Source organism: Chitinophaga oryziterrae, assembly GCF_009758125.1.
GTDB lineage: Bacteria > Bacteroidota > Bacteroidia > Chitinophagales > Chitinophagaceae > Chitinophaga > Chitinophaga oryziterrae.
The window spans coordinates 44,514-63,583 of record NZ_WRXO01000010.1 but is presented as its reverse complement, the minus strand read 5'-3'; the positions used below and the strand labels follow the sequence as shown (position 1 = coordinate 63,583).

General features: G+C 40.8%; 14 protein-coding genes. All 14 read left to right on the top strand.

Annotated elements, in window-relative coordinates:
* Positions 1–30: 30 nt before the first annotated feature.
* A complete protein-coding gene (locus GO495_RS26040; protein WP_157302892.1) occupies positions 31–1,461 on the top strand; it encodes a glycoside hydrolase family 125 protein in 1,431 nt (476 codons plus the stop codon).
* A gap of 55 nt (positions 1,462–1,516) precedes the next feature.
* Complete coding sequence (locus GO495_RS26035; RefSeq protein WP_157302891.1) at positions 1,517–3,298, top strand: MutS-related protein; 1,782 nt, start codon at positions 1,517–1,519, stop codon at positions 3,296–3,298.
* 48 nt (positions 3,299–3,346) lie between these two features.
* The gene (locus GO495_RS26030) at positions 3,347–4,429 is read left to right on the top strand and encodes a PA0069 family radical SAM protein (RefSeq protein ID WP_157302890.1); all 1,083 of its coding nucleotides are present in this window, start codon (positions 3,347–3,349) and stop codon (positions 4,427–4,429) included.
* Positions 4,430–4,949: 520 nt separating this feature from the next.
* A complete protein-coding gene (locus GO495_RS26025) occupies positions 4,950–5,549 on the top strand; it encodes a DinB family protein (protein WP_157302889.1) in 600 nt (199 codons plus the stop codon).
* Between the two features lie 668 nt (positions 5,550–6,217).
* Entirely contained in the window at positions 6,218–7,285 is a 1,068-nt protein-coding gene (locus tag GO495_RS26020; RefSeq protein ID WP_157302888.1) for an AAA family ATPase, read from the top strand.
* 150 nt (positions 7,286–7,435) lie between these two features.
* Positions 7,436–8,653 (top strand): sterol desaturase family protein, encoded by a 1,218-nt coding sequence (locus tag GO495_RS26015; RefSeq protein ID WP_338075466.1) that lies wholly within the window; start codon positions 7,436–7,438, stop codon positions 8,651–8,653.
* A 241-nt stretch (positions 8,654–8,894) separates the two neighbouring features.
* Positions 8,895–11,408: an SLBB domain-containing protein gene (locus GO495_RS26010; protein WP_157302887.1), complete on the top strand. Its 2,514-nt coding sequence runs from the start codon at positions 8,895–8,897 to the stop codon at positions 11,406–11,408.
* Between the two features lie 18 nt (positions 11,409–11,426).
* A complete protein-coding gene (locus GO495_RS26005; RefSeq protein ID WP_157302886.1) occupies positions 11,427–12,515 on the top strand; it encodes a lipopolysaccharide biosynthesis protein in 1,089 nt (362 codons plus the stop codon).
* A gap of 30 nt (positions 12,516–12,545) precedes the next feature.
* Positions 12,546–13,985, top strand: coding sequence for an oligosaccharide flippase family protein (locus GO495_RS26000; RefSeq protein WP_157302885.1), 1,440 nt, complete (start codon positions 12,546–12,548; stop codon positions 13,983–13,985).
* Positions 13,972–15,081: a UDP-galactopyranose mutase gene (gene glf, locus GO495_RS25995; protein ID WP_157302884.1), complete on the top strand. Its 1,110-nt coding sequence runs from the start codon at positions 13,972–13,974 to the stop codon at positions 15,079–15,081. Before GO495_RS26000 ends, glf begins: the two co-directional genes overlap by 14 nt.
* A 35-nt stretch (positions 15,082–15,116) precedes the next feature.
* The gene (locus GO495_RS25990) at positions 15,117–16,085 is read left to right on the top strand and encodes a hypothetical protein (protein ID WP_157302883.1); all 969 of its coding nucleotides are present in this window, start codon (positions 15,117–15,119) and stop codon (positions 16,083–16,085) included.
* Entirely contained in the window at positions 16,082–16,972 is an 891-nt protein-coding gene (locus GO495_RS25985) for a glycosyltransferase family 2 protein (protein ID WP_157302882.1), read from the top strand. Before GO495_RS25990 ends, GO495_RS25985 begins: the two co-directional genes overlap by 4 nt.
* A 19-nt stretch (positions 16,973–16,991) precedes the next feature.
* Positions 16,992–18,242, top strand: a complete 1,251-nt coding sequence (locus tag GO495_RS25980) for an EpsG family protein (protein ID WP_157302881.1) — start codon at positions 16,992–16,994, stop codon at positions 18,240–18,242.
* 9 nt (positions 18,243–18,251) lie between these two features.
* Positions 18,252–19,070, top strand: a complete 819-nt coding sequence (locus GO495_RS25975) for a glycosyltransferase family 2 protein (RefSeq protein WP_157302880.1) — start codon at positions 18,252–18,254, stop codon at positions 19,068–19,070.

Below are 19,070 nucleotides of genomic sequence, written 5' to 3'. Positions count from 1 at the left end.
GTTCACGTTTATAGAAAACATTTTACAGAAATGGTGGCTAGAAGAGATTTTATCAGGAATGGCGGTCTGCTGGCAGGCGCTGTTGCATTGGGTTTTCCCAAGGCTGTATTCAGTCAGGGAGTATATGTATCAAAGCGTCCGTTGCCTGCACAGCGTAAGTTTACCAGCGCGGGTGTAGAGAAGGCGATCAGCAATATTAAGAAAGAGATCTCCGATCCAAAACTGGGCTGGATGTTTGAAAACTGCTTTCCGAATACGCTGGATACTACGGTAAGTTTCAAGATGGAGAATGGCCGTCCGGATACATTTGTAATTACAGGTGATATCAATGCGATGTGGCTGAGAGATTCGAGTGCGCAGGTATGGCCTTATCTACCATTGATAAAAGAAGATGAAAAGCTGAAACAGCTGATTGCCGGTGTGGTAAACAGGCAGACAAAATGTATACTGATAGACCCTTATGCCAATGCCTTTAATGAAGGGCCAACAGGCAGTGAGTGGGATACTGACCTTACAGAAATGAAGCCTGAACTGCATGAGCGTAAATGGGAGATAGATTCTCTTTGTTATACAGTGCGCCTGGCTTATCATTACTGGAAAGAGAGTGGTGATACCAGTGTACTGAATGATACTTATAAGAAGGCCGCAAAGCTGATCGTTAAAACATTTAAGGAGCAGCAGCGTAAAGAAAACCGCGGGCCTTACAAGTTCCAGCGTAATACGCCTATCCAGTCGGATACTGCACCTAATAAAGGCTGGGGAGCACCTATGCAGCCGGTAGGACTGATCGTATCCATTTTCCGTCCTTCGGATGATGCCACCGTTTTCCCGTTCCTGATCCCTTCCAATATGTTTGCCGTAGTGTCACTGCGTCAGCTGGCGGAGATGAGTGAGGTGGTATTTAAGGATGCTGCATTTACAAAGGAGTGTATGGAGCTGGCAGATGAAGTAGACAGGGCTATCAAAGCGTATGCGATCGTTCCGCATCCGCAGTTGGGTAATATGTTTGGTTTTGAAGTGGACGGTTATGGTAACCGTTTATTCCTGGATGATACCAATGTACCCAGTTTGTTGTCTATTCCATACCTCGGATATACGACCGCAGATGATCCTTTGTATCAGGCCTCCCGTCATTTTGTATGGAGCAGCTTCCATTGCTGGTTTTACAAAGGTAAATACGGAGATGGAGTAGGTAGTCCGCATACCGGTCCGGATTACATCTGGCCAATGAGTATTATTATGAAAGCGCTGACGAGCAGTGATAAAGAAGAAATAGCAGAGTGTTTGCGTACGATACGTAATACGGATGGTGATACCGGATTTGTGCATGAATCGTTCCACAAGAATGATCCTGCTAAATTTACCCGTCCATGGTTTGCGTGGGTAAATACTTTATTCGGAGAGTTGATTATGAAGGTGAGTCTGGAGTACCCTGAACTGCTGAAGAGACAATATGCTTAAATATAGCTGGGAGATCAGTGACGTAACTGATCTCCCTTTTTCAATAAAATAACCCATGACCCCTATCACTATTTACGAACAGCAGGTTAACGATTACAAAGCTGAAATTTCGCAGTTACAACAACGTCTGAGTGGCCTTGGATGGGTAAGGCTCTGCTGTTTTCTTGCCGCATTAGTTTGCGGATATTTTTATTTCCGGGATAATTTTGAAACGATCTGGTTATTACCGGTTGTATTACTGGCGGTAGCATTTATGTATATCCTGAGTAAGTATCAGGGCATGCAGGACCATCTTACTTTATCAAAGACATTACTGGACCTGAATGAAAAAGAGTGGAGGCTGGCAACTACCGGTCAGTCTGGTTTTCAGGACGGAGAAGTATATTCGAATGAGCAGCATCCCTTTACCGGGGACCTGGACGTATTCGGGCATTCCTCTCTTTATTCTCATATGAACCGTACGGGTACGCTGATGGGGAGTCGTAAACTGGCCGACTGTCTGCAGGAGCCGTTAAAGGAAGTGCAGGATATTGTGCATACACAGGAAGCCATTCACAAGCTGGTACCGAGGTTTAAGTTCCGGCAGTTGCTGACTGCACAATCTGCGCTGGCAAAGGAGAAGCCGGGGGATGTGGCATCGCTGTATAAATGGTTGCAGTTACCGCTGGAGTTCCTGAGAAAGAAATGGCTGAATATTGTACGCTGGGTAAGTCCGGCTTTGCTGATAGGTTCTGTCGTGTATTATTTCATTTCGGATGAGTATTATCCTATCAGTATTTTCCTTTGTATTAACTGGCTGATACTGGGCAGTAATGTGAAAAAGGTGAATGCGCAGCATCAGCTGATCTCTAATAAGGAGAAGATTTTAAGCAAGTTTGCTTTATTGCTGAAGCTCATTAATGAAGAAGAAATTGACGGAGCGTCTTTGCTCAATGAACATAAGGAAAAGGCCGCGTCTGCCAATGTAGCGTTACACCGGCTGGCCCGTATCTGTAATGCACTGGACCAGCGTATGAACCTGATAGTGGGGGTGTTCCTGAACTCTTTTGTATTGTATGATCTGCATTGTGTTTTTGCCATAGAGCGCTGGAAGGCCCGTTACCAGGAAGAAGTGCCCGGCTGGATGGATGTAATAGCCAGAATGGAAGCGCTGAACAGCATGGCTACTTTTGCGTTTAATCATCCTGAATATATTTATCCGCAGGTAAATGAGCATACGGCGCAACTGGTAGCAAAGGGAGTAGGGCACCCATTGATCCCTGCAGAGGATTGTGTGCGTAATGACATCCGTATTGGTGATCCGCAGCATTTCCTGATCATTACGGGGTCCAATATGAGTGGTAAGAGTACTTTCCTGCGCAGTGTAGGCAGTAATTTGCTGTTGGCGCTGAGTGGTATGCCGGTGTGTGCGGAATCGTTTGCCTGTAGTCCTATGAGGATTATGACATCAATGCGTATTAAGGATTCAATCGCGAAGCATACGTCTTATTTCCAGGCAGAGTTATTACGGTTGCAGCAGATAGTGGAAGTGCTGAAAACGGGGGAGAGGGTATTTATCCTGCTGGATGAGATACTGAAAGGAACTAATTCCGAGGATAAGTTATCGGGTTCCCGCAAGCTGATAGAACATTTTTTACAATATCATTGCCTGGGGATGATCGCAACGCATGACCTGGAGCTGGGGCATCTGGAAGAGACGTATCCGCAGAAGATCAGTAACTATTGTTTTGAAAGCACGATACGGGAAGATCAGCTGTTTTTCGATTACCGGATCAGGGAAGGAGTGGCCAGGAATAAGAATGCAACTTTCCTGATGCAGAAGATGCAGATTATCTAATTTGGTAATTAGCTAATATATTTAGTATTTTTACTAAAAATATTAGCTATGACCTTGCCTTTTCAGGAAGGGGTTCCGGAGAACCCTTATTACAAGGGACGTGGAGCCCAGTTGAATCCTAAGAACAGATACCTGAAAGAGGAGTATGCACAGGAACATGTAGAAGGGATAGATGAGTGGTGGCAGGCGGACGTACCTACGCAGGTGATAGAGGAGCATGCGAAGACCCTGGTCAATAAAGTGGATAGTCCGGATGTAGGGATGTGGTATTCCATGAATCCTTACCAGGGCTGCGAACATGGCTGTATTTATTGTTATGCCAGGAATGCCCACCAGTTCTGGGGAATGAGTGCAGGGCTGGATTTCGAGCGTAAGATCGTTGTAAAGAAGAATGCTCCTGAGTTGTTGCGTAAATTCCTTGATAATAAGAACTGGGTACCCAAGCCTATATCATTGTCCGGTAATACGGATTGTTATCAGCCGCTGGAGCGGAAAATGTTCATTACCCGGCAACTGCTGGAAATAGCGCTGGAATACAAACAGCCTATAGGTATCATTACAAAGAATTCGCTGGTATTGCGGGATAAGTATATCCTGCAGCAACTGGCGGCGCAAAACCTGGTATGTGTGTACGTGTCTGTCACTACACAGCAGGAGGACCTGCGTTTGAAAATGGAGCCGCGTACGACTACTGCGCAGCAACGATTTAAGATAGTGAAGGAACTGAGTGAACTGGGTGTACCTGTGGGGGTTATGACGGCGCCTATGATACCGGGGCTGAATGATCATGAGATGCCGGGGTTACTGGAAACGGCGGCTGCAAACGGCGCTAAGTTCGCAGGATATACTGTGGTACGGTTGAATGATGCGGTGAAGATCATTTTTAATGACTGGCTGTATAAGAATTTCCCGGACAGGGCTGATAAGGTGTGGCATCTGATTGAGAGTATGCATGGAGGGCAGGTAAATGACAGTGTTGCCGGGAGAAGAATGAGAGGGGAAGGTAATATTGCGGACCTGATAAAGCAGCAGTTCAAGATCCATACGAAGAAGCATGGTCTTAATCTGGAGCGGTTTGAATACAATACTGAGTTATTTCAGCGTCCACAGATTCAATTGCGGTTATTCTGATTGCGGACTATACGCAAATAGAAAAAATTTATTAGGAAATATGTGTAAATAAAAAAAATAAAAAATATCTTTGTGTAGCAATAAAAAAATGAAACGCAATCCAAAATATACAATTTCAGCGATGTCCTGTAAACAAAAGCAGGTCAGAGATGAATTGCGGGTATGTTGCACCAAATGCTAACGATAAAAGTTACCAAATGATAAAACAAAGGTCCCGCAGGAATTGCGGGACCTTTTGCTTTGTAAGAGCCGAAATGATGATTGAGCAAGAAAAGAATTTGATAACTGTAAAGTGTATACACTGCCGTAAACTATCGGCGGTGATGATGCGATTGCACGGGCATGGTATGTAAAAACATAATTGACTTATGTGATACAAACCCGGTCCGTTAGAAGGAGCCGGGTTTTTTATTTTGAAAGGCCCGGATGATAAGAATGGCAATAATAATTCTATAATACGTTATGCGCTGCCCGTACAGAAAGTGGATCAGGTAGGGACATAACCCCAAACAGAGAGATCATGAGAAACGTAATTCAAGTTGTAAGAGAGGCTTTGCTAACCAACTTCAGGGAGTTGGACACCTGGTTTGAAAAAGAACCTGATCTGTTGCATTTTAAACCGGATGCCGGACAATGGAATATCCGTGAAGTGCTGGAACATATCAGCCTGACAAACTATTTCCTGTTGCTGATAGTAAACAAAAGTACACGTCGTGCGCTGGAGCGTAAGAATACCAGTAACTCGATCATTATTCCCGGTAATTACCAGGAAACATTCAGTAAGATTGATGTGATAGGAAGCCGTTCCTTTGGATGGATCAGGCCTGAACATCTTGAACCCAGCGGGTTACAGGATATGCGTGATATCAGGGTTTTACTGAAACAACAGTTTGCTCAATCTATGTATAATCTTAGTTTACTTAAAAACGGGGAAGGCTTTCTGGTGCAAACCAATATGTCTGTAAACCATTTGGGTAAACTGGATATCTATCAGTATATCTATTTTCTTACAAAGCATATTGAAAGGCATATCCGCCAGATGCAAAGATTGGCAAATGAGTACGCAGGAGCAGAGGCAGAGAAAGCCGAATCAGATGCAGAAAGCATGTTACTTATATAAGCGGGTCGACCATTTTAATATCCTTTGTTGTTAATGCCCCTGTGGTATAATGTAATTGTGATGCCGGTAACAGTATGTTACCGGCATATTGTTTTTTAAAATAAATATGCGAAATATTTGTTAAAATTGTAATAATCATTTTATCTTTGTGGCCTTAACAAATCAATTTAAAACATGCTAATGTCAAAAAAACATATGAACACAGCGCCGGCATCCTTTGCAAAAGGTTGTGGTCGTAGGTTCTGGGCATGTTATAGTTTTATATGAGATAATTAACTTTATATATAACGAGCCCCGGAACCAGTTTCCGGGGCTTTTTTCATTTAGTACTGAATGACAGGAATACCAGGAAACATATACCGTAATGGCTGCGATAGTATTGAAATTTTCAATGCTAAAAGGACAGGATATGCACTAACATAATATATTCGTTAGCGTTATATAACCCGGTCCGTTTAACAGCAGACCGGGTTTTTTTATAAAAATATTGAGTAGTAAGTAGAATTTGTATTTACCCGGCGGGGTAATCTTACCCTGCCGAATTTATTTTAAGATGATATTGTTTTTGTCTTAGTTTGCAATTGACCCCGTAATCATTACCGGGCGCCTGTGGCGTACCGGTATATGATTACCCATCAAACAACATTGATCATTTATTTAAAACTGAAATGGATAATATTTTACAGCAAAAGGTGATATCAGGGGAACATATTTTTGGAAACGGATTGCTGGACAGCAAAGCTTTTTACCTGTATTACTTTAATGCGGTACCTAGTATCAGCTTCATATATACTATTAATGGCGAGAAGTCGCTCGTTGCCTTTAAAACAGCTTATGCAGACAGTATAACAGGTGTTTACCAGCGTGAGGAAATCGGTAGTAAGGACAAGGAATACAAACACGACATCGCGCTGATAGTCTTGAACAATGGCTGCATGGCCGAGTTTGGAGAAGATTACTGCGAGATCCTGCACAATGGGAAAGCAGATGCCTTTATTAAAGATGTGACTACACTGGTGCGTAAGTATCGGCAAAGGGAGAAGCGTAAACAGTACGAGATCAATCTCATAACAATGGGAGATAAGGGGCTGGTACTGAAAAGCATGGAGTTCAAAAAGACGAAGCTGGACCTGAGCCTTTATTATGAGGATGATTTCATGGCGATTGATCAGTTGATCTTTAAGCGGCTGAATACGAATGATGATAAAGGGATCGTATTGTTGCACGGGATTCCCGGCTCGGGCAAAACGACTTATCTGCGTTACCTGATAGGAAGACTGAAGAAGCGTGTGCTGTTCCTTTCGCCTGCAGTAGCGGGTAATATCATGCAGCCGGACTTCATAGACCTGTTAATAGATAATCCCAATACCATACTGGTAATAGAAGATGCGGAGAATATCATTATGGACAGGAAAACTACGGGTAACTCCTCTGTGTCCAACCTGCTGAATTTATCGGACGGGTTGCTGGCAGACTGTATGAATGTACAGGTGGTATGTACCTTTAACAGTGATTTGTCTCAGGTAGACAGTGCACTAATGCGTAAGGGAAGGCTGATTGCCAAGTATGAATTTGGCAAGTTATCTGTATCCAAGGCGCAGTCACTGTCCGGAAAACAGGGTTTCACTACCCAGATCCATCAGCCGATGACCATTGCAGAGATTATGAACCAGCATGAACCTTCCTTCGAAAAGGTGGAAATTCCTATTGGTTTCAGGGCAGGCCTGCGGTCGTAGTATCTCATTATCAATAGCCTTTTTACAGGGGAATTAAATAGTCTACTTAAATTGTAGACTATTTAATTTAATTGTGTAATATTGTTTCGATTATTGCTTTGTGCCTATGCAGGGCTATAAGCTATTAACCGTAATTCGAAACTTATAATTGTGCATTTAAATCACATGGCATGGGCCATTCCACTGTTTCTGGGGTTGATGGGCATTGAATACCTGGTTGCGCGTAAGACCGGAAAGAATTATTTCGGTTTCAGTAGTTCTGTCAGCAATATCAACATTGGTATTGCGGAGCGTTTGCTGGATACGTTTACTGTAGGTCTGTTCTACTTCATATACGACTATATCCACCAGCATTTTGCCATTTTTGATATCAGGTCAAGTGTACTGTTATGGTTTGCTCTCCTGATCTTAACAGATTTTATCTGGTACTGGTACCACCGGCTGGCGCATGAGGTGAACCTTTTGTGGGCAGCGCATGTGGTGCATCATCAGAGTGAGGACTTCAACTATACGGTATCTGCGAGGATTACGGTTTTCCAGGCATTTTTCCGGATGGCTTTCTGGTCGGTATTGCCGGTGATTGGTTTTCCGGCGGCTATGATTGTAAGTGTACAGCTGGTACACGGGTTGTACCCGTTCTTCATACATACCCGTACCATAGGGAAGCTGGGCTTCCTGGAATATATCTTTGTAACACCTTCCCATCACAGGGTACATCATGCATCGAACGAGAAGTACCTGGACCAGAACTATGGCGACGTACTTATCATTTGGGATAAGCTGTTTGGCACTTTTACGGTGGAAGAGGAGGAACCGGAGTATGGGCTGACAAAACCGCTGGACAGTCATAGTTTTTTATGGCAGCACTTTCATTTTATCCTTGAAATACTATACACTGTAAGGCAAACCAAAGGTTTTGTGGCTAAGCTGAAGGTGATATTTGGTAAGCCGGATTATATAGATCTTACTATCCGTCCGAAGCTGGAAGAAAGGTTTTTATCAAAGAACCGTAAAGGCAGGGATACTGGCAGGCTTCAACATTATGTAATCTGGCAGGTGGCGGTGATTACCATGGTACTCTTCTTTTTCCTGCTGCTTGAAAGTTATGTTCCTGTTTTTGTGCAGGTATGTATTGCCTTCGTGATATTACTTACTTTAGTTAACATCGGGGCTATATTAGAGCAAAGGCGCTGGGTGTTTTACCTGGAATATGGCCGGTTGCTCGTGGCGTTTATTGCGCTTTACTATTCGTGGCCATATCCATTCCTGTTGTCGGCTTTCGCTGTTGTCCAGTTACCATTTTTTCTCTACAGATCTGCTATTGAAAAGCAATACCTACGTTTATTATATGGCAGGGTAAATTATTAAGAAAGGAATTTTATATATAGTGCAGGGTACTGTTTTTTTACATTGGTAAAAGAGCAGTACCTTTTCCCATTCAACGTTCAGTGGGTATGGGGAATTATAGTACTGATTTCCATCAAGTTAATATTTATATGTTATTTTTAATAGATTTGCACCTGATTTACTCCGGATTGGGTTAACCAATGGTAAAATGAGGCGGTAAATGATGTTTTTTTAATCCGAATAGTCTATTATCCAATAATTCATGGTGAAGAAAATATTACTGCTGCAGTTGTTATTGTTAGTCGCTGGATATAGTGTTAAGGCACAGATTTCCTCTTCTATGTCTAAAGCACAGATCAGTCAGATGAAAGTGGATGACTTGTCTGATGATCAGATTCGCCAGTTGGTAGCGCAAATGAAGAAGAATAATGTTTCTTACTCTCAGATTGATCAGTACGCTGCTGAGAAAGGAATTTCTGAAACAGAAGTAGCCAAGCTGAAAGACCGCATGAAACAGTTGAACCTGGATAAGGAATTAACTGGTACATCAAATAGCAAATATTCTTCTCAAAACTCAGATTCTACCGGCAGGCAATATAATGATGATAGTAATGGAGATACCACGGCCTATTATCAGGAAAGGTACAGGCGAATCCAGAATAAAGAGACTTTTGAAAAAGAGATGAAGCGCCGTAAGATTTTTGGTACTGAACTGTTTAGTAATCAGAATCTTACATTCGAGCCGAACCTGCGGATGGCTACTCCTCCAAATTACCGTATTGCTGCACAGGATGAACTGGTAATAGACGTATATGGTTATTCTGAAGTACAGCATACTTTAAAAGTGACACCTGAAGGATATGTGCGGATACCCAATTTAGGTCCGGTATACGTAAACGGCCTTACGATGGAAGAGGCACGTACCCGTATTACCAAACAGCTTTCCGTTATTTATGGAGGGATCAAAACGGGGAATACTTCTGTACAGGTATCATTGGGGAACATCAGAAGTATCCGGGTATTACTTATCGGAGAGATTGTGCGTCCGGGCACATATACCCTTCCTTCTTTAGCGACCGTCGCAAATGCTTTATATGTTTCGGGCGGTCCTAATGAGAATGGTTCATTCCGTACTATCAAGGTGGTGCGTAATGGGCAGTCGATAGCTACTTTTGACTTATACGATTTTCTGATCCACGGTGATCTCACGAATAATATAGTATTGCAGGACCAGGATATTGTGAAGGTGGAGGCTTACAAAATGAGGGTAGAGCTATTAGGTGAAATCAAACGACCTGCTATTTATGAAGCAATAGAAACTGAAACACTGCAGAATATACTTGATTTTGCAGGGGGCTATACGGACAATTCCTTTAGAGACATCATCAAAGTTTTCAGGGTAACGAATAAAGCACGTGAAGTGGTAAATGTGCAGGCAGACGAGGTGGCTACTTTCAAATTGAAGTCCGGTGATAAGTTCTATGTAGATTCCATCCTCAACCGTTATACAAATCGTGTTACTATATCCGGAGCAGTCTTTCATCCGGGAGATTATGCATTGGAAGATGACATGACAGTGGGAGATCTCATTAAAAGAGCGGATGGTGTACAGGAAGTTGCTGCTATGTCGCGCGGAATTATCCGTCGCTTACAGGAGGATTTCACTCCTTCCATTATCAGTTTCAATGTACAGGATGTTATTAACGGCAAGCAGAAACTTAACTTAAAAAGGGAAGACAGTGTGATCATATTTTCCAAGTTGCAAATCCGTGAGCAATATCTGGTAAAGATTGATGGTGAGGTGATCCAGCCGGGTTATTTTAATTACGGGGACAGCATGCATCTGGAGGATCTGGTATTACTTGCCGGAGGACTGAAAGATGCAGCTAGTCTGAAGCATGTGGAAATAGCCCGCCGTATCCGGACTGCTGGTATGTATGACTCTAGTGATACACGATTGGCAATAACCCAGCAATTTGATATTAATGCAGACCTGTCAGACTTTCCTGCTGCTGCCAGCTTTGTTTTACAGCCGTTTGATGAGATCATGATACGTAGAGCGCCTGCGTACAGAGAACAGGCAAATATAGAGATGGATGGAGAAGTGGTATATCCAGGTGTGTACGCTATCAATACCAAAAGAGAACGTATTTCTGATGTGATCAAAAGGGCAGGGGGATTAAGGCCGGAAGCTTCTGCAGAAGGGGCTGTATTACTTCGTAAAACTTTTGTAAATGAATCTGACAGTTCCCTGCTGCTGAGTAAACTGCAGGTATTTTATAATAAACTGAAAGATAGTACCAGTGTGGACAAGGTACGTAGTGCGGTAGAACAAAAAGTTCAGTTGCTGGGGATAGAACTGGAAGAAATCCTTGCACACCCGGGTTCCAAATACGATCTTCTGCTGGAAGAAGGGGATGTTATAAAAGTGCCTAAAAAGCTGCAGACAGTTCAGTTGTTCGGAGAAGTTTACTTTCCGAAAAAAGTACGATTCGATAAGAATTTCTCGTTCCGGAATTATGTACGTGGGGCTGGTGGTTTTACAGCACAGGCACTACGAAGAAGAAGTTATATTGTTTATGCCAACGGAGAGGTAAAAAGTACACGTAAAGCCCTCTTCTTTAACAGTTATCCAAAGGTAAAACCGGGCGCAGAAATCTATGTGCCATCCAGACCTGAACGTAAAGGAATGTCTGCTGGTACGGCTGTGGCTTTAGGTAGTGGTTTGGCTTCTATTGCACTGGTGATCGTAACAATACTGAATACGGTAAAATAAAATATAGATTAAAAATAGATGGAACAAAACGCTCCAACAGCAAACAAGCCTAAGGAAGAATTATCGCTTAGGGATCTGGTATTAAAGCTACGTGAGTGGTGGCGTTACTTACTTGGGAAGTGGCTGATAATTGTACCTGCCGGATTATTGTGTGGAGGGATCGGACTCTGGCTTGGTTTTAACAGTAAACCCCAATATATTGGCTCACTAACATTTGTACTTGAAGAAAGTAAATCAAGTCCGCTGGGTACTTATGCTGGTTTGGCCAGTCAGTTCGGTATTGATCTTGGAGGTGGCGGAAATGGAATAGGCGTTTTTACCGGAGATAATATCATTGAGTTTTTGAAATCCAGGTTAATGGTAGAGAAAACGTTGTTGTCTCCTATAACCAGGGATGGAAAAAAGATCACATTGGTTGACTGGTATATAAAGGCAACTAAAATGGATGAGAGTTGGAGCGAAAAACCTTCACTGAAAGGGTTGCATTATCCTGTAGGACAGAAGCGATCAGATTTTAGTCTGCAACAGGATAGTGTATTGAATGAAATTCAATCAGCTCTGGTGAAAAGAGATCTGGAGGTGGGAAAGCCTGACAAGAAATTAAGCTTTATTTCTGTTCAGTGTACTACGCCGGATGAAGTATTTTCAAAGGCCTTTATTGAGTTGTTAGTAAATGAAGCGACTGATTTTTATATCAATACCAAGACCAAACGTTCGAAAGTAAATGTTGATAAATTGCAGGCTGTTGCGGATTCAATTGAACTGCTGCTGAATCGTAAAACGTACTCTTTGGCTGCGGCACAAGATATAAACCAGAACCCTGCGAGACAGATAGCCAGTGCAGGAACAGAGGTGCAGTCCCGGGACAAACTTGTTTTGCAAACAATGTACGGTGAAGTGATTAAAAACCTGGAACTAAGCAAAATGGCGATGGCACAGGAAACGCCAGTTGTGCAAATCATTGATACACCTATCCTGCCATTAAAGAAGAAGAAATTGAGTAAGCTGGTTGGATTGATAGTGGGTGGTTTTTTGGGAGGACTGACTGCGGTAATAGTACTGATAGTAAGAAGATTGTATCTGGACTTATTGATGGAGAAAGCATAAATTATTGATAAAATTAATAAAAAGGACAGTGTGTCATCGATTAAAAAGAATTTTATTTATAACTCTTTACTTTCAGTTAGCAGGATATTATTTCCATTAATAAGCTTTCCTTACTCGTCAAGGATACTTGGGCCGGATGGTACTGGCAAAGTTAATTTCATTGATAGTTACACACAGTATTTTTGTTTGGTAGCTGCTTTAGGAGTACCGCTTTATGGTGTAAGAGAAGTAGCTAAACTGAAAAATAAACCGGCCGAACTTGGGAAATTAACATCTGAATTACTTACACTCAATTTTATATCTTCTTTATTCCTCTGCGTTATATTTTATGCAGTAGCATTCCTGACTCATAAGTTTGACCTTTACAATACCCTATATATTTTAGGTTCTATGGTCCTGCTGTTAAACTCATTTTTTGCAGAATGGTTTTTTCAGGGAATGGAGCAATTCAGGTATGTGTCCAGTAGGAGTTTCTTAATGAACATAGTCTCTATTATTTTATTGTTCACATTGGTAAGAACCGCTGATGATATTAACTGGTATTATGGTATTACTGTAATTGTGCTGTTGGTCAACGTTATGTTCAATATGTGGAGAATGAGGAAGCTGGCACCTCTCAGATTAAAAAACCTTGAGTACAGGAAGCACCTGAAGCCGCTTTTTCTGTTATTTTCCACACAAATAGCGATCAGTGTATATGTAGTATTGGATAAAGTGATCCTGGGGTATATGGCAGAAGATAAGTACGTGGGATATTATGCAGCGGCACTCAAGATCGCTAAAATATTGCTTACGGTAATTAGTGCACTGTCAATAGTAATGATGCCGCAGATGTCAAAAGCATTTGAAGAGAAGAATAACGAGCGTGTACGGAATCTGTTTAATAAATCAAGCAATTTTGTTATTACTATAGGCATCCCTATTACGGTAGGGTTGATGTGTTTATCAAACGAAATTATTCTCTTATTATCAGGAAAAGAGTTTGCACCTGCAGCCTTGGCTCTGCAGATTATTGCTCCCATTGTCTTTATGGTGGGGTTCAATAATATTTTTGGTATTCAGATCCTGACGGCCAGTGGTAAAGAAAGTATTTTATTACGTTGTGTAATTATTGGTACTGTTTTTAATGTAGGATTAAATCTGTTACTGATTCCTTCCCTTAAACATGAGGGTGCTGCTATTGCGATCCTGATAACAGAGGGAATGGTAACTGTGCTGACGGGATACTATGGCTGCAGGGAGATAGGTGTAAAGTTCGATTGGAAGCAGACATTCATTGTGATCATATGTTGTTTACCTTTCTGGCTGATCCATAAACTGGTTGCATCGAATAATATGTTATTAACGATATCTATGTCTGTAGTTATATCCGCGCTGTATTATATGCTGATACAAGTATTTGTATTGAAGAACGAATTATGGGTGGAGAATTACTTACGAATTAAAGCTTTGGTACATGAAAGAATATGATCTGCTTATTATTGGTGCAGGATTATTTGGATCTGTCTTTGCGCATGAGGCCTGTAAAGCAGGAAAGAAGATCTTAGTAATTGATAAACGTTCACATAAAGGAGGGAATGTTTATTGTGAAAATGTAGAAGGTATTAATGTACATAAATATGGTCCGCATATATTTCATACTAATGATAAGAAGATCTGGGAATATGTAAACTCATTTGTTGAATTCAACAGGTTTACACTTAGTCCGGTAGCTATGTATAAAGATGAATTATATAATCTGCCTTTTAACATGAATACTTTTAGCCAGCTGTGGAAAGTAAGAACTCCGCAGGAGGCAAAAGATAAAATTCAGGAACAGATAGCTGCTTTGAATATTGAAGAACCTAAGAACCTGGAGGAACAGGCATTATCACTGGTAGGAACAGATATTTATGAGAAGCTGATAAAAGGATATACAGAGAAACAGTGGGGTCGGAAGGCGACCGAGTTACCTGCATTTATCATCAAAAGATTACCGGTAAGATTTACTTATGATAACAATTACTTTAATGATAAATACCAGGGTATTCCTATTGGTGGATACAACAAACTGATAGACGGATTACTGGAAGGAATAGAAGTAAGACTCGATACAGATTTCTTTGAGAGCAGAGAGGAACTGACTGCGCTGGCTGAAACAATTGTGTTTACCGGTCAGCTGGATAGATTTTATGATTATCGTTTTGGTAAACTGGAATACAGAAGCCTGACTTTTGAACATCAGCATTTGCCCATCAGCAATTATCAGGGAAGTGCATTGGTGAACTATACAGAAAAGGAGATTCCTTACACACGGATCATAGAGCATAAACATTTTGAATTTGGTACGCAACCGACAACCGTTATTACAAAAGAATTTCCGAGTGAATGGGAGCCGGGTGTAGAACCTTATTATCCGATCAATGATGAGCGTAATTCTGTTGCATTTAAGAAGTATAGCGACCTTGCTGAAAAGGAAACGAATATTCTTTTTGGCGGACGGCTTGCTGAATACAGGTATTATGATATGCATCAGGTGATAGGTGCAGCTTTGACGGCAGTAAACAAATATAAAGGGAACAAATAATGATAGTTGTACATAAGAATACGAAAATTTATGCAATGTGTCCAGCTGCAACTTTTACAGGAGGTCCAGAACTGTTGCATCAGTTAGTTAATAAAATGACGCTGGCAGGATACGAAGCTTATATGGTGTATAGCGGGGATGCAGAGAATCCTGTTCATCCTAATTTTGTTATATACAATAATAAATATACTACAGAGATAGAAGATAATCCGGAGAACATATTAATCGTACCAGAGATCTACATTACGAAAGTGGGACACTTAACGCAGATCAGAAAGTGCGTATGGTGGCTAAGTATTGACAATTTTTTCAAACCTTACTTTACATATCCTGCTTTCTGGATGTTCAAGATGCTAAAGCAGATAGGATTAGAAGGCATGTGCAAAGAACTCATCTTTAAGTTAAAGGTGAGTGATAAATTTCAATATCATATCGTGCAATCTTATTATGCAAAGATGTTTTTAAAACAGCATAAGATAGAGAGTGAGCCGTTGTATGATTACCTAAGCGCAGCATTCCTGCAAAACTCAACGGGCATTGATCTGAGTGCAAAGAAGCCACAGGTATTATATAATCCTAAAAAGGGATTTGAATTTACGGCGAAGCTGATTGAGCAGGGAAAGGATATAAACTGGATTCCCCTTGAAGGGATGAAACCGGCGGAAGTGGTAGCTTTACTAAAAGAATCAATGGTCTATATTGATTTTGGTACCCATCCGGGTAGGGACAGATTTCCGCGTGAAGCTGCTATCCTGCAATGTTGTGTGATTACGGGGAAGAGGGGGTCTGCCAATTATTATGAAGATGTGCCGATTACTGATCAGTATAAAATTGAAGATAAGGTATCTAATATTCCTCATATAATTAACACGATTAGGGCATGCATGTCAGATTTTCATACGCATATTCAGGCGTTTGAATCCTATCGTCAAATGATTTTGTCTGCCGAGAAGATGTATATGGAAAGTTTCAACAGGATTTTTGAGCAAACACCATCTGAATGAAAATATTCGTAATTGTTGTAACTTATAATGGTTTAGTATGGGTGGACCGGTGTTTTGGCAGCTTGCGCAATGCCGGTGCAAACGTAAGGACCATTGTTATTGACAATGGCTCTACAGATGGTACACAGGCGAGGATCATAAATGATTATCCGGAGGTGCATTTTGTACAATCTGCAACCAATCTGGGCTTTAGTAAAGCTAATAACCTGGGAATATCCATGGCGGATGAAGAAGGTGCTGATTATGTGTTCCTGTTAAATCAGGATGCCTGGGTAGAGACAAATACGATTCAAAGATTGGTTGAGGTGGCACAGAGGCATCCTGAATATGGAGTGCTGAGTCCAGTTCACCTGGATGGTACCTATAAAGCATTGGATTACGGATTCTCAATTTACGTGACTCCTGAAGCGTGTCCGGGTTTTTATTCGGATACTTATTTGCATCAGTTAAAGGAATTATATGAGGTTAAATTCGTGAATGCTGCTGCCTGGCTGATCACAAAGGAGTGTATAAAAAAGGTAGGGGTGCTGGAAACGTTATTCTTCTTTTATGGCGAAGATTTTAATTATTTGCAGAGAGTGCGGTTTCATCAATTAAAAATTGGTGTAGTACCTGATTGCACAATTTGTCATAACAGGGAAGACCGGAAGGAGAAAACTACGGATGCCGCTATTAAGATCGGGGAACGGATGAAAACACTGATGGTGTTATTGAATGTATTGGATAGTTTCCCTAAATGCATATTGTCTTTTATTAAAATGAGGATAAGCGCTATCATAACGTCAACTTATAAGTTGGAGTTTAAGAAAATGAAATATGACCTGGCAGAGTTTATTTACCTGGCAGGTTACTTTAATAAAATTAAGAAAGCAAGAAAAAAATATTAGCAGGTATTGGTATCATAATATGTTAAACAAAGAATTGCATATTGAACAGAATTTTGCATCCAGGAAACAAATAGTTTTAACCTATTACTATGTCAATATCCTGGTATGTTCGATATGGATATTATCCCCTATTATATCTGTATTTGCAATATGTTTATTCCTTGCTTATTTTAATCCTTCGAAGAATACTTACCTGTTTTATTTTTTCCTGATAGCTGTTGCGCATGGGCTTGTTAATTATACGAAGGTGCCGGCTAGTGACCTGGAAATGTATAATGATACCTTCAAATTATATCTCGATCAGAATATCCTTCAGGCAGGGAGAACCATACTGCTGGACCCGTTTTTCTATTACACATCATATTTTGTAACTAAGCTCTCATTCGGGAACCTCCCTGTTGTTGCACTTTTCTGGACGATCTTTACATATTATACTTTTTTTTATGCATTGTATGAATATGATAAGGTATTCCAGTCCAGCAATAGATTGAGACTGATCTTCATTGTGTTTTTTTCATTTTTTATAGGGTTGGATTTTCAACTGAGTGCTCACCTGATGCGGCAGAGTGCTGCCTTATCATTAGCAATGCTTGGTATTGCCATGTATTGCAGAGGTAAGCGTATTTACAGATTGTTTTTTGTGCTGGCATTCCTTACCCATTTTTCAACAGTTATTTTTATTCCTATTATTTTCCTTACCCGTTTGAGAAAGCATTTTTTAGCGATTGCTGTTGTGGTTTGTATGGTATTAGGGTATATTGTAAGTACCCTGAATATACTGGAGGTCGTTAATGGATTACATCTTAATCCCAGTAATCCTTTGTTTGCCTCAATTACTGACAGGGCACAGATGTATCAGGAGAAAGATGATGGAGGGGTAACAGTCCGGTTGATGATTGAAATGTTACTCTATCTCCTTATCGCGATTTATGTGCTGATAAGAGCGGGGAAACTTTTTGAAAAAAAGGAAACAGCTATTGGTGCGAGACGGTTTTTAGCGATTTATATGTGTTTTTCTATTTTTGTGGCGCTTATAAGGAATAACTTATTGTTATCTCTGCGTTACTTCTTTTATCTGTATCATCTTTCTGCATTTGCCATCTTTACATTTAGCAGAGTGAGGTCCTATGTTTTATTTTCATTTGTCCTGCTGCTTGTTTTTACAGCCCCGGTCCGTTATTTCAAAGGGCTGGAAGCATCTGCATTCATATATATTGATAATACAGTAAAACTGATGTCTTATAATGTATTCGATTTTTTATCTAATTAGGTCTATAGTATGATTAATCAGGAAGGTGGCATAAGGGTTAGAAATAAAGGAATAGCATCGTCAGCACCGGTACTGAGTATTATTACTGTTGTGTATAATGGCATGAACTATCTTGAGCAAACGCTGAAGAGCGTATTTGCGCAAACATATCAGCACTATGAGTATATCCTCGTTGATGGTGGAAGTACTGACAGAACATTAGATATCATTAGAGAAAATGAAGACAGGATCAGTTATTGGATCAGCGAAAGGGATAATGGTATTTATGATGCTATGAATAAAGGTATTGCTCTTGCTAAAGGTCAATACGTTTTCTTTTTGAATGCAGATGATTACCTGACGGAGGATACTGTGCTGGAAGATGTGATGAGGCAAATGACCGGAGATGCTGATGGTTACTGCGGGTATATTAACTTTGTAGATCAGGCAGGTGTTAAATTATACAGGCAAGGCCCCCGGGAGGGGGATTTATATGCCTATGTTATGCACCAGGGATTTATCTACAAAAGGTCGCTGCATGACTATATGTTATATAACACCACCTATAAGGTGAATGCAGATTATGATTTTTATTTGAATATGCTTTTGAAGAAATGTAACTTCCTCTACGGTCATATCGTTATAAGCAACATGCGGGTCGACGGAACTTCCGGGAACCTTGGATATATATCGGCGGCAGAAACTTTACATATTCATCTGAGGAACCGTCTTCCGGTATTCAAGTCTATTACAAAGTTTCAGATTAAATTATTGCGATTACAGATGAGAAGGGTGGTGGGTTTTGTTGGTGGCGATTTTTTGATCAGGCTTTATAGAAAAAATAAATAA